At 44.9% G+C, this 16,055-nt stretch carries 9 protein-coding genes; 5 read left to right on the forward strand and 4 right to left on the reverse strand.

Annotated elements, in window-relative coordinates; genetic code table 11:
* The first annotated feature begins 33 nt into the window (after positions 1-33).
* Positions 34-711: a response regulator gene (locus ACYVI9_RS05165; RefSeq protein WP_460761562.1), complete on the forward strand. Its 678-nt coding sequence runs from the start codon at positions 34-36 to the stop codon at positions 709-711.
* On the opposite strand, the gene ACYVI9_RS05170 is transcribed toward ACYVI9_RS05165, so the two are convergent.
* A complete protein-coding gene (locus ACYVI9_RS05170) occupies positions 703-2,607 on the reverse strand; it encodes a sensor histidine kinase (RefSeq protein ID WP_460761565.1) in 1,905 nt (634 codons plus the stop codon). The genes ACYVI9_RS05165 and ACYVI9_RS05170 overlap by 9 nt on opposite strands.
* Positions 2,608-2,841: 234 nt before the next feature.
* On the opposite strand from ACYVI9_RS05170, the gene ACYVI9_RS05175 reads away from it, so the two are divergent.
* Positions 2,842-3,690: a hypothetical protein gene (locus ACYVI9_RS05175; protein ID WP_460761567.1), complete on the forward strand. Its 849-nt coding sequence runs from the start codon at positions 2,842-2,844 to the stop codon at positions 3,688-3,690.
* Positions 3,691-3,776: 86 nt separating this feature from the next.
* Here the strand turns inward: ACYVI9_RS05175 and ACYVI9_RS05180 are convergent, their stop codons facing one another.
* Positions 3,777-9,104 (reverse strand): CHAT domain-containing protein, encoded by a 5,328-nt coding sequence (locus tag ACYVI9_RS05180; RefSeq protein WP_460761570.1) that lies wholly within the window; start codon positions 9,102-9,104, stop codon positions 3,777-3,779.
* Positions 9,105-9,275: 171 nt separating this feature from the next.
* Positions 9,276-10,352: an NAD(P)/FAD-dependent oxidoreductase gene (locus ACYVI9_RS05185; RefSeq protein WP_460761571.1), complete on the reverse strand. Its 1,077-nt coding sequence runs from the start codon at positions 10,350-10,352 to the stop codon at positions 9,276-9,278.
* A gap of 302 nt (positions 10,353-10,654) precedes the next feature.
* Here ACYVI9_RS05185 and ACYVI9_RS05190 point away from each other — a divergent pair, with 302 nt between their 5' ends.
* Positions 10,655-11,545 (forward strand): OmpA/MotB family protein, encoded by an 891-nt coding sequence (locus tag ACYVI9_RS05190; RefSeq protein ID WP_460761574.1) that lies wholly within the window; start codon positions 10,655-10,657, stop codon positions 11,543-11,545.
* 536 nt (positions 11,546-12,081) lie between these two features.
* The gene (locus tag ACYVI9_RS05195) at positions 12,082-14,160 is read left to right on the forward strand and encodes an erythromycin esterase family protein (RefSeq protein WP_460761576.1); all 2,079 of its coding nucleotides are present in this window, start codon (positions 12,082-12,084) and stop codon (positions 14,158-14,160) included.
* 142 nt (positions 14,161-14,302) lie between these two features.
* Here ACYVI9_RS05195 and ACYVI9_RS05200 read toward each other — a convergent pair whose 3' ends face one another.
* Entirely contained in the window at positions 14,303-15,415 is a 1,113-nt protein-coding gene (locus tag ACYVI9_RS05200) for an NAD(P)/FAD-dependent oxidoreductase (RefSeq protein ID WP_460761579.1), read from the reverse strand.
* A gap of 150 nt (positions 15,416-15,565) precedes the next feature.
* On the opposite strand from ACYVI9_RS05200, the gene ACYVI9_RS05205 reads away from it, so the two are divergent.
* Complete coding sequence (locus tag ACYVI9_RS05205) at positions 15,566-15,973, forward strand: EVE domain-containing protein (protein ID WP_460761581.1); 408 nt, start codon at positions 15,566-15,568, stop codon at positions 15,971-15,973.
* Positions 15,974-16,055: the final 82 nt, after the last annotated feature.

Here is a 16,055-nt window from a genome sequence, read left to right on the forward strand (position 1 = left end):
TGTATATTTAGAAAACCTAAAGTCGGATGCCATATGGATAAAAAATCATCGACGGTTGTAAAAGTGCTGATTGTTGACGATCAGCAGATCATCATAGATGGGCTAAGTGCACTGCTCAGTGATGTCCCGCAGATACAGATTGCCGGTGGCTGTAATGAACCTGTGGAATTGTCTGAAGTTGTTGGCAAACTCAAGCCGGACGTAATTTTAATGGATCTGAATATGCCGGAAAAGGACGGAATTGAATGTATTAAAGAGGTGCTGGAGCAACGTCCCCGACAGCGGATTCTGATGTTAACCGGCTATGATGATATTGCCCTGATCAGGGAAGCCTTAAAACAGGGGGCCACGGGTTATGTATTAAAGAATATCGGAAAGGAGGAACTCGTAAAAGCCATTATGGCGGTAGCTAACGGAAGCCGGTTTCTTGATGAACGGGTACAGGATAAGATCATTCAGTCTTTTACGGATACTGCTGCCGCGCAGAACGGTGATCTACAGACGGGCCATACCGCTCCGCAAATCTTATCCAAGCGGGAACAGGAAGTGCTTAAGATGATTGCCGAAGGAAAGAAAAGCGCTGAAATTGCCAAACTACTTTTTATCAGCATTAATACAGTGGATACCCACAGAAAAAACATACTGGCCAAATGTGAGGTAAAGAATACAGCCGAACTGATTTCCTTTGCAAACAAACAAGGCTTAATTTAAATTTTCCAGCGGCAGAAAGATCGAAATAAAAGTTCCGTTTTGCGGCGTTGCATCGATGGAAAGATTACCACTCAGCATTTCTACCCGGGATTCAATGCCGGTAAGCCCGATACCATTACGGGTTTCCCGGGTGTCAAAACCACTGCCGTCATCTTCTATGGATATCATTAGCTTATCGTTGTGTTTGATCAGTTGCAGCGATACTTCCTGCGCTCCGGAATGTTTGACAACATTGGTCAACAACTCCTGAATGATCCGGTAGATATTGATTTTCGCATTTTCACTGAAATGGTTGGTGCTGGTTTTCCGATAATAATTGAAATTGATCTGGGGCGCAGCGATCCGGATCTGGTTGACCAGTTCATCTATGGCCGGGTAGAGACCCAGTTTGCTTAAGGTTTTGGGCATCAGATTATGAGAGATGCCGCGGATGTCTTCATAGATGCGGTCGACCTCTTTCATCAGCGCTGTAATTTTATCGGTGGTATACTGATCTTTCTGTTCCTTGAGGACCTGGAGCTTCATTTTCAGCGCAGATAATGCTACGCCACTGCCATCATGTAGTTCCTGGGCAATCCTTTGCCTTTCCTGCTCCACGCCCGAAAGCAGTTTCTGCATATTTCTTTCCCTTTGGAAAGCCAGTTGACGGGTCATATTCATATTGACTTCATAAAGCCGCCTGAGTCTTTTGATGATCAGCCAGAAAACAATAATCACTTCCCAGAGTACAGACCAGAAAAGAAAATTAGGTGGATGAATGGTATCTAAATATACCGGCGCGATACCGCGGAACCAGCTTTCGTTGGTATTATTAAAAAGCCCGAATGGTCGCAGGCAAAGTTGCAGGATACTGATCGCATGGGGTGTAAATCCAATGATAAACCAGCCGGCGTCCCATTTCAGACTTTTGCTACGCATGGAAAGGCCGGCGGTAATAAATACACTGATTCCTGAAAGGATGAACAATATCGTGTTGACCTGCACCAGCCATTTGGGTAAATGCCGGGCCAATAGCAGGTTGCCCGCAACAATGCATTCAAATAAAAGTGCCGCGACTATGAGGCCGGTGAGCAGGCGGTCGCAGAATTGTTGTCGGTTGGCGGTGCTGAAATATTTTCGTACAAAAAGCAGTCCGAACACCTGATAAATATTGGCGATCAGCAGGATGCTGGATGCCTGGAGTCTGGGTTTTTCCGGCCAGATATTCTTGAAACCCAGCCCCAGTTCTGCATAGATATAAAGAAAACCAAAAACCACATATATAAAATAATACCAGTGAAATCTTTGCTGTGTCATCAGGATCGCAATACCTATGAATAGCAGAAAACTTAGATTGATGATAAAAAAGTAACTCAGGTATTTTGTTTCCAGTAATTGGTATTCATTTCTTTTTTCCTTGTCCCATACCAGCAATCGGAAATCTCCCGATGCGGTGCCTACTTCAATGGTGATCCGGCAATCCACAGAAGCACCAGGTGCGAGTTTTACCGGAAATTGAAAATTGGGATGGTTTTTGGGACGGCGGCTAAAGGGATACCGGGCTCCGGTCAGCAGACTATCCTGATTGCCACGGTTGTCAGTCGTATAGAAATGAACGGCACTGAGAAAAGGATTGGTCAGTTCTATAACTGATTCGGATGTAACGCTATCGGGATTGTATAAATGTAAAAGGATGGACTTCGGCTGATAGCCCAGCGACATATTAAAACCATAGGCCGCATTGTGATCGAGTGCGGATCCGGTTTGTATCGGTTCATGGATGATATAGTTGCTTTTGGGGCTGCCTTCCGGGACGATACTGCCGGTCACCATCCTATGGCCGGTAGCTGAAGCCGATGCGCCTGCACTCAGGCAGCACCATAGCAAACAAATAGGTAGCCAACGGGTCAAAAACATAGTTCCAAATTACAAACATTGACTGCAAAAACCATCGCACTGAGGAAAAATACCCAAAAATGGTGACGGTGTCAGGGCAGGATAATTGAAAATCTGTATTTCTGAAAATCACCAATTACGGGATTGACTTCAGCTCCGGGATACTGTTTCTTTGTGTTGCATTTCTAACATACCGGTAATGGTGATCTGTTTACCGGCTTGATTGTAAATACTGTAACAATTAAAACTTTCATTATGAAACTACCTTTGCCGTTTAGACAATCGATTTCGCTCGTCTTGATCATGCTGGCTTTTATGAGCTGTAAGAAATCCAGTTTGTTTCCCGATCCTTTTCACATCGATAATGCAGATGCGTTTGAAGACAGGGGATTACCGGATGACGCATTCGGGCTGAGTGCCGCCATGGCCGGCTCCGCCGGCAGTACCATTGAAGTCCGCGAAGAAAAAGGAACCATTTACTTGCCGGTACAAACCCGGCTAACCCTGAAAATTAGTGAAATTAGCAGGGCGGTAAAGAACCTGAAATGGACCCTGAACGGAAAAGTTATCGCCAGCGGAAATAATGTCGCAGTAACCTTGGCTACGATGGGTGCCGGCAACCTGAATGTTTCCTTTACGGAAGCCGGTTCAGGTGTAAAGCACAGTCGGGACCTGCAATTGTATGCCTATAAACAAATGACGATTTCGATGGTCATCCATTCCAAGGTACCGGTCTGCGGTCCAGTCGCAGTAGGAATCAGTTCCAGCAGTCCGGTTCTGAATGTGGCGCCGTTGTACCTGGAGAACTCGATACAAAATATCTGTACTACCGAGTCCAACAATACGGCAAGGATTGCCCGGGTGCCGGTCAAAGTGTATGACGCACAGACCAGTTTCAGTATTGACCTGATTGAACCCAATAAAGTGACCACCAAGAATGCCACTGGTTTTTGTATCCTTTTTATTTGTTTCGGAGGTAGTTCCAGCCATACCACCGTGAACCCAAAACAGGTATATCAGACTGATACCTTTCTGCCATCTCAGACCGCTAATTTGAGTCCGGGTACCTATACTTCAGGGGGCACCCAGCTGACACTGGAATAGCTTCTTCAGGATCCCTGCATGGGAAAGGCCGGTACCTCAGGTGCCGGCCTTATTCATTTTGTAAACTCCTGTTTCCTGGCCCGGGCTTAGGTAATCGACAGCAATTTTTCTGCGATTGGATTTAATCCTGCGAACCGGGCATAATCTGCCAGAATTTTGAGGTTGTCTTTTTGCATTTGCTGTTTGTTCTTGGAACCTTCATGTTTCCACAGGGAGCGGAGCTGTTTCGCATACGCAGTAAATTCCGCTTCCGTGGGTTTCAGAAAATAACTACATAACAGGATGTCGAGAATTTCAGACATATTCCAGTAATTCTTGTCCTTCTCGTCGGTCATCGTTGTTTTTTTCAGATCGGCCAGTTGCCGGTTGATTTCTGTAAGCGGCAGTAAACGTTGCCGTTTGGCATCCCTGACCACGGTCTGGCCCCAGGATTGTTTTTTGTATTTCTGGATCAGGGTCTCCAGTATAACCCAGTTCGAAAAACTATAGCTACTGCCGAGTTTATTATAAGCTTTATAATAGAAACCAGTCGCCTGCTCCATGGCCTTGAGTTTGGATGCAGGTGCTGTCAATACCAGCCCCTTGCGCTTGTACGCACTGGCGATCAGTGCATATCTTTCGCCGGTCTCCCAAACCAGCAGCAGATTTTTCAGATTGGCAATACCGTCTTCAATAACATCCAGGATGGCGGTTCTTTCCGGCGCTTTCATGCCCGGATGGGAAAAAAAGTAAGAGATTTCTTTTCTGATCCGGATGCGTTGGTAGCGTTCCAGCGCTTTCACATCAAAACTGGCATCTTCGGTTTTAAACAGTTCATTATAGAGTTTTTCAGCCTGTTCATAATCGTTCAATTCGGTATAAGCCATGGCTTCTTTCTGACGCAGTTCGGGATTGCGGAAACCGGCCCTGTTGATACCGTCGGAAATTTTTCTGAGTTGTTGCATCAGGTAATCATCCTCATAAAAGGCCACTTCGGTATTGCTTAACAAATTATCCAGATCGTTTTCAGCGGACTGGGGGATGTCATAGGTATAAGGGCTGTCCTGATTCGAGTGATTCAGATTCAGGGTATAATGTTGCTGGCCATAACATTGGAAAGCACCCCAGGTATTGCTGTTGGGAAATTCATTATAGACTACCCGCCGGGCTTCCTGAACGGCCGCGCCGAAATTGTAATTGCTGAGCATTTTTTCATAAAGGATTTCCGCAAAACGCAGGGCGGCACCGTCATCGACTTCCCAGCCGGCGACTACGACTGCTTTTACCCCGTTTTCGATCAACTGGGTGCCTATATTTGCAGCCAGCTCATGCCTTTTGGCTGAAAGTTGTTCTGCGTAGGGATTGATACGGCCGAGAAAGCAGCAGTTTACGAAAACAAATTCCGGTGTATTGGGCAATTGATTGATATGGTGGGGCGTTAGAAACAATGGACTGTCCCCGTCCGGTGTCTTGCCGATTACCATACCGCAATTTCCGGGATCATCTGCGTCAAAAAATCCGTGACCGGCCAGGTGCAGGATTTTATATTCCTGTTTATAGAGCGCGGTGAGCAGTTCATCGCTGGAAGCCCGGATCAGTGGATTGTCAATACTCAGTTCGTTTTTACCTTTCAGTAATTCATACACCAGCCCGGCTTCACGGGCGGCACCTGGCAGTTGCCCTGCGCCGGAATACCCATTCAGATCGGGATCGCCGATAATCAGTACATTATTGCCTTTGATCGGCGTACGCGATTTGTAATTTTCTGTGGCCAGCTGGCGGATCATACCTGCTGTGACACAGAGCGGTTTTTCTCCGTCCCCGCCGGTTTGCAGCAATTCCCAGGGAAAAGAGGCAGTAAACTTATCCAGGACCCATATGATGGGTGAATTGCGTCGTATATTTTCCTTAAATTCTGTGGGGATTAACAACTCAAAGATGGCCTTTGCCTTATCCGCAGACCAGTTCTTGCCGATCGAGATATCATTGAGCAGTGTATCAATCAATTGAAGATTATGATGCAGCTCTTTTTTTTCTTCCCGGGCATTATTGGTGCTGGAATAGTAAGACAGAACTTTTTCCCTGACCGGTTTTTTTGACAGTTGCTGTTCGGTAGCAATTATGCTGAGTCGCTGCCACCAGCTATAGGAAGCATCCGACAGCAGTCGTTTGCGACCTCCGGGTACGGTTTTGATTCTTTTCTCTTTCCAGGCAATATTCATCCCGTCACTGTTACCATTGATAAAACCGGCCAGGCTGTAAAAGCAGCTGATCGATTTATCTTCGAAGAGTTCGATGAATTCCAGTTCATCGACATAGAGATCCTCCATGCCTGTGACAGCCATTACTTTTTTATTGGCATTGACAATACCCTGCATAATTGCCCGACAGGAACTCTCCAGTGGCAGACCGCCATAATCCGTGCCTATGATCAATGAAGAGAGTCCTATTTTGTTTTTCTGAGGCTGCAGCTGCTTCCTGCAGTAACTCAGCAGGTAATCCGAGGTGGCCTGTTCGGTGGTTTTGGTGATCTGGTAGGCATTCAGATTTTCCGCCTGTCCCATCCCCAGTACCAGTACGCCTTTAAATCCGCCGTCCTTGCATTCAAAAAAATTATGCGTACCCACATCGCCCGGGTAAATGCCGAGATGATGCTTCATATAGAGGCTGTTGTTAAGGTACTTATTCGCCACTGCTTCCGCACCGTAAATACCATCATTGGCAAAATGTCCGATTAAAAGCGGATGGGCCGCATAAATCATATCCCCCTTGGTGACACTCACTTTCAGGATCGGGAGGGTGCTTGTATCTTCCGTAAAATCCTGGCCCAGTCCCAGCAGATTGGCTTCGATACTTTCTTCGGTATTTTCGAAATTATAGACTTCCCGGCTGATGGTTCTGCCGGTAGGCAGCTGCGGCAGTGGTTTACGACTGAATTCAGGTGACTGCGTGGTCCCCCGGTCCAGTAAGTCCTTAATTCCCTGAAACAGGTATTTTTTCAGGGACAGACCGCCATGTGTCGCACGGGTATAGTAAAGTGCCGTTTCCCGATTGAGTTTTTGGGGAATGCCGGTGGCCCAGGTGACACTCTGATCACCTTCGGCCGTTACCGAAAACAGCAACTGACCGTTTTCGATTTTGTAGCCGTCTACCGTTTCTTCATCCTTGCCTGCCACATAGATGATATTGGAGTGATCCAGGGTGGCGATGCCCTCATTCACCCGACTTTTAAATGCTGCAATATCTGCGAGCAGCTGCTGGTCAGGTGCTTCCCAGTCCATGCCCGAAGCCTGGATAAATTGGTCCCATACTTTTTTATTACCAAAATCCGTGTCATTGGGCATGACGGGCAACAGACCGAGCAATCCCGGAAATTTCGAGAACATATCGATCAGGGTCGTCCGGGAATGCGCAAAATCAATGGTGTCCAGTTGTTTGATTATCGAATCCTTGCCGGCCAGTACATTGGGTATGCGGAAAGAACCCATCCAGGGTGTTCCCAGCAAGACGGTTTTAAAACCGGTTTGGGCATTCAGCCATTGCCAGGTCGCTTCAAACTGCAGGGCCAGTTCCCGGATAACCAGACCGCCCATCGAATGGCCTACCAGCAGTATGGGCTGTTTCAATTGCTGCAGTTCCAGAATCCGCTGGTGGAGCAATCGCCCGGACGCGGGGATGCTTTTACGCCAATCGAAAGGAAATACCTCCACATCATAGGTGGCCGACAGATAGGCGACAAGATCCTTGTAAGCAGTTTTAATCAGTCCGGTGGCTTCAATTTTATCGGATCCGTCCAGACGGAGTCGGGTAAGGCCACCGAAAGCAAATGACAGGTAATTAATCCAAAGCGATTTTTTACCGTCTTCCAGGAAGGAGCCCATGATGCCCGGCAATAGCAGTACGATCGGTTTTTGTCCGCTGGCTTTCCGGATGGCCAGTTTACCGCCTTCGAGTCCGAAAATGCCGCGTTGAAGCGCCCCCAGATTCTCAATGTCCATCTCTTTGAAAGCAGCCACCCGGTCCTCCTTGCTGAATAAAGCCTGACCGATGGCGTCCTGGGTCGTCTTATTACTGAAATAAGAAAAGTGATTCACGCCGCTGCCATCATCCAGAAAGTACTGCACCGGCGCTTTACGCCGGGCACCCTGATACATGGAAGGCGTATCCACGACGAGGTCATTAGGACCCCATTTAAAAAAGAACTTGGTCAGCAGGACTTTTAAACCATTCAGACTGACGCTGAACTTGCTGTTCCCAGAAATTACCAGCAGCCGGTTGTTAAAACCTGCTGCGATATCATCGGCATAGGAACTGGCCGTATTTAGCGCTTTCAGGAAAACCGATTCGGGGTTCATGGCTTCCAGACCCGGCAGCACTTCTGCATCATTACGGGTTTCCAGCGCCTGGCTGATCAGGGCTTTCAGGGTTTCGACGATCGGCGCCAGTACGGGGCTGGAAACATTGATCAGGTTGATCAGTACATTAAAAAAAACATCGGTTCTTTTACCCAATAGAGAAGTACCCCGGGCCGGGCAGGCCACCCTGATCAGTTTCCCGACCTTCAGTTGTCTTGTCGACATCAACTTGCCGATTTCCTGAATTGATTTCAGATCCCCGCTTCGTTTTTCTTCTTTGAGCAAATCGAGACTGGCGGCAGGGAAGCCGGAAGGGTTTTCGCTGAAGCGTACGAGCAAATCGCCCACCAGTCCGCCCCTTGAATGGGTAATGATATCAATGGGCTGGGAGGAATCAGGTAGGAGACGCAGGAGCTCCAGGAGGTTTTCCAGGGGACTTTTAGTAAGCGTCTGATGTTCGAAAGCCAGTATGTTGCTGCCATAACGTTCCTGTATATCAGTCCAGAGGGTATTGGTTTTCAGGGAGACAAAAGAGCCGGTCGTGGAAGAAGCCGTCCCGTGAATAAAAAGCAGCAGCGGTTTGGTACTGTCCTGTTTTTTGAAAGGGGTAAGTTTGAAATCCCCGTCGATGGCATACAGGCCCTGGCGCCCTTCCAGTGATTTCTGCTCCAGCGAATTTGCCAGTTTCGTCATCGTTGATTGTACGGCGGTACGGGTGTATTTCTTGAATAGTTTGAGTACCGCCTGGCTGACCAGTCCCCGGGCACTGTCATCCGAAGCCACGCCTACTGGCAAATGTGGCACACCGCCGGCACGGGTAGCCGCTTCAATTTCCGGAAAGAAAGTATGCAGGGTGTCGCGGTCCCCAAACCAGACCGTATCATCCTGAAAAGTCAGTTCAATATAATCGTTGTCTCCGATTTCAATTTCGTGTTCTGCTTCGATGCTTCTGGAATTGTCCAGTTTATATGCGGCTGTCAGGGTAAAATGCACCCTGCTGGCATCGATGCTTCGATCGCTGGTGGGAAGCGTTTTCCCATGCAGTTTGATTTTTGTTTTGGCGGTATTTGCTTTAGCCATGACATTGGATTTTATGCCTGTGTTGGTTTAGAATTTGACCTTATCAGGAATTTTGGTAAAGTAAGAAGTACTAAAGTAGCAAAACCGAAGTGGTTTTCTGGACAAGGGCTATCCCCAAAATAGGGGATGGGGCAGGGCATGGGACGAGCCTGGATTTGAGGATATACCCGATTACCGGACGGTACGGGACAGGATGCTGCTGAAACGGCTGATGTCTGCTTCGGGCGCCAGTGGTTGCTGGTGCAGGATATGATCGGCCAGTTGCCGGGCAAACCAGGGCGCCAGTGAACATCCTTTGGTACCCATGCCGTTCAGAATACCCACCTGCTTAAAACGGGGATGAAAACCCACAAAGGGGCGACGTTCCACCGTGGCCGGCCGGATGGCGGCCTGATGATCGCGGACGGTAAAGGGAAGTTTCAGCCACTGGCGCAGATGCGATTCGGTCGCTTTTCGAAAATCAGCCGTAGGCGCTTCATCATCGAAATCCCAGATATAGTTGGATCCCGCCCAGAAACGCCCTTCTCCCAGTGGCGCCAGGGTGATTGATTTTTTGTAAATGGGTCCCTGGGGTAAATCGGGACATTCAATAATCAGGGCTTCACCCTTATTGAGGGCAAAAGGCAGCAGCGAGAAGAAGGGATTGCTGTTGCCCGAAGCGCCGTCGCAAAAAATCAACAGGTCGGCTGCTAATGATCCATACCGGACTTTTCCATCCTGAAGTTCCAGTTGTTCAAAATGAAAGGCTTCCTGGATGAGCCGGTTTTCGCGAATCAATTGCTGGCGCCAGGCGGATAGTAACAGATTGGTATGTACCTGATATGCCGGTGTGATACTGCCGGAACCAAATTCGTAGTTGAAATAAGGTGCCAGTTCCTGCTCCTGATCCGGTACGACACTCAGATAGGGCGCTTTTTCACCGATCCTTTTTAGAAAGCCTTCTTTCATAAAAGGATTGGCAAACATATTGAGTATCCGGGTGCGCACAAAACTCCGGATGTCCAGATAGGCATCTATTTCAGTATAGGTATCCTCGGCAAAAGGCAGGAGTTGCTGATCCATCCAGACGGTAACCAGCCTTCTGCCGGTAACGGGATTAATCAGCCCTGCGGCTACCCGGGAAGCGGTGGCTGTCTGCTGATCATCCACAACGGTTACTTCCGCACCGGATTTCAGGAGAAACCAGGAAAGCAGGGTCGCAGAGATTCCCTGACCTACAATCAATATCTTTAATGGACTTTTATCCACCGGCTGATCTTTTTTTAAAACGGAGGATAAGTTTCTGTAAATTAGTTAATTATAACTTAAATTCCGATAAAGTTACCAACTTTTCAACCCCCTTGCTGTTAGAGATTGCAACTTAGGCATTTAATTTGTCATCTATGAGTTGCGGTCGGGTTTTTTTGGCTGTCAGCTAATTAAAACCGATTGATTTATAGCCTGCTGTGAAGCAGGCATCGGTAATTTAAGAAAAAGGCCCCGCCGGTTTTCAGGAACAGGGCGATGGCCCGCGGTCCCGACCTTAACAGGAAAATTTAAAACAGGATATAATGAAAAGACGATTATTTATGGCCCCGGTACTGGCATTGTTCGGCGCCCTCGTATTAACAGGCTGCGTAGGTACCAAGAAGTATACGGCCTTACAGAACAGTTATAAAGATCTGAATCAAAGATATCAATCCAGCCAGGTGGCACTGGCTTCCAGCAACAGCAAAGTAAAAAGTCTGGAAGAACAACTCGCTGCAGAACGTGCGAATAATGCTTCACTTAAAAAAGCATTGGCTGCACTGCAGTCAACCCTGGATAAAAGCATCAATCAAAATACCCAGGGCAATGTCAATATTGCTAAACTCGTGGATGAGATCAACGCTTCCAACCGGTATATCCAACATCTGGTCAATGAAAAAAGCAAGAGTGATTCACTCAATATGGTGCTGACCAATAACCTTACCCGGTCGCTTACACGCGACGAACTACGTGACGTGGATATTAAGGTGCTGAAAGGGGTGGTATATATTTCTTTATCTGATAATATGCTGTACCGGACCGGTAGCTACGAGATTTCTGAACGCGCGGGTGAGACCCTGAGTAAGATTGCCAAGATTATACTGGACTATAAAGACTATGATGTATTGATTGAGGGTAATACCGATAATGTACCTATCAGTCGCGAGAATATCCGCAACAACTGGGATCTGAGTGCCCTGAGGGCCTCGTCAGTGGTACAGGCACTGCAAAACAATTACGGTGTAGATCCTAAACGACTGACCGTAGGCGGACGTGGAGAATACAACCCGGTTGCCGATAATACCTCAGATCAGGGACGGACCCGTAACCGTCGTACCGAGATTATCATCACGCCTAAACTGGATCAGTTTATGGAACTGATCGATCAGGCGCCCGAAAGTGAAACCGTGGATAGTACTACGGTAACACAATAAACAATATACCTATTCGAGAACTTAAAAGGGAAAGGAAACTTCTGTTTCTTTTCCCTTTTTTTGGTCAGGTACTTCTTTTTCCAATAGCTTATACTGAATGAGCTAAATTATACTTTCGGGTTGTCTCGGTCGTGCCCTCCCGTTCGGCTTCCTGCAGGATGCTGTACTTCTCCTCAGGTGTGAGTTGTCGTTTTGTTTTGCCATAATCCTTAAATTTACTGTGACTAAATTGATTTTCAATTTTTGTTCAGGCTTTTAATGGGCTAAGACAACGATTATTAGGCTTCATTTGACAAGTTGATTCGACTTGCCGGACTTAACTAGAATACAAATAAAACATGGGGGGAAACATATAATGTTATTTTTACTATTATAAGATAGAAGAGGTGTAGTACTTCTCCTGAATCTGGAGCATATTAATTTTATCTATAGCGTTTGCCGCGTAAGTGTTACAGTTGCGTTAATGCCCGAGTTTAACTGGAAACATGTTTCTATGTCAAAACTTTTTCTTTACAGAGAATTTAAAATTGGAAGAATTGAAAATTTGGCTTTTATATTTTGTGTTAATCTTAATTGCTCCAAAATCCTCGTTTTGCCAAGTGCCAGACGTTTACAATTTTGATTTTGATCGAGTTATTTATGCGAGTGACTGGTTTGTTGACGTTAAGAGTCCGGCAGAATATGAAAGGGATAGTATAAATTATTTTTCTGGAAAATCGGCTTTGTTTGTTAGAGGTAGAAATTCTTCTTCGGAAATTAAACTCAAACAGAAAATATTTTTACCGACCAACAATCACAATATTAAGATATCTATTTATTCAAAAGGTAAGCTTGATAATGGCTATTTTAAGGCGTATACAGGTCACAGTTGTCGTGAAATAAATTTGGATTCGACTTCTTTATTAAATGGAAAAGATTGGAATAAATATGAATTAAATTTAAAGCCATCACCATCAAGAATCTTAAACTTAGAGCTCGAAATTTCAGGAGTCTCAGCCTACTGGATTGACCATTTAGAAGTAAAAATTAATGGGAGCAATTTGGGCGATTTTAACGAGGACCACTTAAAATTTGACAAAGACCAACTGCCGTATAATAAATTTGATGATGTACAGTATACAACGATTCCTGGTATTTTTAGAAATGTTAAGTCAAATAAAGTAATAGGGATAGGGGAAAGTCTCCACACGTCAAGTGATTTTAATGTTTGGAGAAACGATATTATAAAGTATTATATTGAAAAGAGAAAATGTCGGCTCGTGTTGTTTGAAGTTTCGAATGATTTTCTTAGAAATGCAAATCAATATATCCAAGGGGGGGGAGAAGACCCGCTTGATTTAAATAAAGGTTTAATCGGACAGCCTTATTTTTATACAAAGGAGTTTAAGGATTTATTATTATGGCTTAAAGAATATAATTCTAAAGTTGAAAATAAGGTTAATATAGCCGGCATTGATATTTATAATGATTATAAAACTCCGGTTTTCGAAATGTTGGCCAAAATGAAAGATTCAGCTTCGATTAAATTGCTTAATAAAAGTTTTCATTATGACCTGCTTTTTTCTCATGTAAAGAATGAACAAAGATTAGGACACTACAATAAATATTCTGATATTCTGGTGGAAAATCTTTTAAGTTCAATTGATCTGCTTAATAAGTACACTAAGAATCTAGTTAATAATTCTTATGAATTTCGGGATTCGTTAATGTTTGAGAATGCGAGGGAACTAATTGACAATACCAATAGTGAGGAAGAAGTTATTTTATCGGCACATCTTGCGCATTTAATTAAAGGATCGAATGCCGTTAATTTTCTCAATTTGGGAAATCGACTTAAACGATATTATAAAGGACAATATTTTCTGCTGGCGGAACTTGTTGGAAATGGAAAGTATTTTAGTTGGGGCGGCAGCTACGAGTTAAAGCATCCGGTACTGAATAGTTTGGAACGTTTTTTAAATACAATCAATCGGCATGATCGTTATTTTATTAATTCTGAAGATATTGATTCTTTGTTTTCTGCTGATTTTTTAATCCGATTTTTTGGGTTTATACCAGAAGAAAGACAGTTTTATCCAATTCACAATTTGAAAGACAATATAGACGCGATACTATTTTTTAAAAATACTGTTCCAATTCATATGCTTCCGTTGCCTGGTGAAATGAGAGCTGTATTGAATTCGAAGGCCATTCCCGCTCAAAAGAAAGAATCCTCTCCCTCACCTATTTATAAGATAAGTTCTACATCTAAATTTATAAACTTAGAGAGCGGATTATACAAGGTTAATACTCACGGGATTAAATTTGAAGCTGAAGGTCTTTCTCCTTACTACATTGATAGTTCGCGATTTTTTTCATTTAAAAGAATGAAAGTATCACCATTTAAGTCAGCAAATAACAACTGGGAAATAGAGTTTTCTGTTAAATCCAATGAAATTTCTTCGTTTAAAAGTTTTTTGAGAGAGAATAATACCATTGCAGTTCTAATTGAAAACCAAATAGTTAATATTTTAGTTGCTACAAATTTTGATAGTTGGAATAAGTTCGTGATGGTGGGCAGAGATAAATCAATATTTCAATTGTTTTCCAAATATCTTTCAACTAAACGATTTTGAAATAGTATGATAGAGGGCTTTTCAGTTATAATGTCAACAAAGTACTCTTTGCATCTTTGAGACCTAATTTAAATAACATTTTTATCGTATGCGCTTCGTGTTACCTCTTCGACGTCGAAAAATCTTTAAGCTGCTGTATATATCAAATCATTTCGGAAAGCATTTTCCCTAAAGTAGGCGCCAGGGCTACGCCCATGCCGCTCAGTCGAACGGCGCAAAGCCGGCGGTCATCCAGTTGTCTGAGAATCGGGTATTTATCAGTTCCCATGGCCATGATACCTGCCCAGCGTTTTTCTATTACCGGTTCCTGGCCGGGCAACACTACGGTTTTAAGAAATTTTTCCAGCGCTTCCTGAATCGGTAAAGTGGTAAAGGCGTCCAGGGTATATTCTGTTTCGATCGAAGTATTTCTGGCACCCCCAAGTAGCACCCTGTTACCCAGGTTCCGGAAATAATAATAACCCTCATGATAATGAAACACGCCTTCAAATGGCAGCTTTGGCAGTGCTGCGGTCAGGAGTACCTGACCCCGCGCGGGAATCAGGGGTATGTCTGGCAACAGGTTTTTGGAAAATGCGTTGGTGCAGTAGATGAGCTGTTGGGTTTTGAAGATCCGTTTGTCTGTCGTTTGTAACCGTAATTCCTTTGAACGTTGATCTATTTGTTTTAATTCTGTGCCAAAGAGGAGTTGGACGTCCATGGCCATAAGTTTTTGCATCAGGGCCGTGATCAGCTTTCCCGGATGTAAGGCTCCTTCAAAACGATTTTCTATGATATGACTGATCTTGCCAAAACCAAAATTTTCCAACTGCGCGTTATTTACCACAAAGGTCTCCGTAGCCGAACTGATCGGATATAGCAACTTATTGATTGTTGCGACCTGGTCCAGGTATTTTTCATTATCGATGAGCTCATAACCCCCACAGTTCTGATAGTCAAACTGGACATCATTAAAATGCTGTCTAATCGTCTGTAACCCTTCAAAACGCCATTGCAATAATTCGAGGGTTTTTTCTTCGCCCAGTGTGTCCAGGTCGGAAAAAATTTCCGAGACGCTGCCAAAACATGCAAACCCGGCATTACGTACCGAGGCGCCATTGGGCGTTGAACCAGCTTCCATGACCGTTACTTTTTTGGCCGGATATTTTTGTTTGATATGGAAGGCGGTCCACAGACCTGTAAAGCCTGCACCGACGATAACTACGTCCTGTGGGGCATAAAAAGTATCGGCTTCCCAAATGCTAATTTGCTGCAACTCGTATTTTTTTTAATTTCACCAGTTCCCGGATCAGATGAACATATACCCTGCGGGTTATAAATTCGTTTTCAGATACGGAATCCCCGGAATAGCGGGGCTCAGGAACATGAAATTAAAGAAATAAACGTTTAAAACACAAATTCTACCATGGCATATTGGCTTATCAAATCAGAACCCTTTAAATATAGTTTTGACCAGCTTCTAAAAGACAAAAGAACGGTGTGGGATGGTATCCGTAACTATGCGGCCAGATTAAACCTGCGTGCCATGAAAAAAGGCGACCTCGCTTTTTTCTACCACAGTAACGAAGGCACGGAGATCGTTGGCATTGCGAAGATTGTTAAAGCAGCCTATCAGGATCCGACTACCGAAGATGAACGATGGGTGGCGGTGGATGTCGCTCCTGTAAAAAGACTTAAAAACTCCGTAACGCTGGCTCAAATCAAAGCGGAAAAAAAATTGCAGCAGATGGATCTGGTTCGCCTGGGTCGGTTGTCCACCCAAACTGTAAAACCGGAGGAATGGGAATGGGTGCTCAAAATGGCGGGCGAATAAGTACGAATTTCGTGCAGCGGCAGCTTCGAATCCGGCAAAAGAAAACTTACGATCGTTAGTTTTTACTATTTTTGCAGCCTGA

The sequence above is a fragment of the Niabella terrae genome (assembly GCF_054783135.1).

Bases quoted from the DNA above. Each gene is read 5' to 3' on its own strand.
- ACYVI9_RS05165 (WP_460761562.1), top strand. From the start codon at position 34: ATGGATAAAAAATCATCGACGGTTGTAAAAGTGCTGATTGTTGACGAT.
- ACYVI9_RS05170 (WP_460761565.1), bottom strand. From the start codon at position 2,607: ATGTTTTTGACCCGTTGGCTACCTATTTGTTTGCTATGGTGCTGCCTG.
- ACYVI9_RS05175 (WP_460761567.1), top strand. From the start codon at position 2,842: ATGAAACTACCTTTGCCGTTTAGACAATCGATTTCGCTCGTCTTGATC.
- ACYVI9_RS05180 (WP_460761570.1), bottom strand. From the start codon at position 9,104: ATGGCTAAAGCAAATACCGCCAAAACAAAAATCAAACTGCATGGGAAA.
- ACYVI9_RS05190 (WP_460761574.1), top strand. From the start codon at position 10,655: ATGAAAAGACGATTATTTATGGCCCCGGTACTGGCATTGTTCGGCGCC.
- ACYVI9_RS05205 (WP_460761581.1), top strand. From the start codon at position 15,566: ATGGCATATTGGCTTATCAAATCAGAACCCTTTAAATATAGTTTTGAC.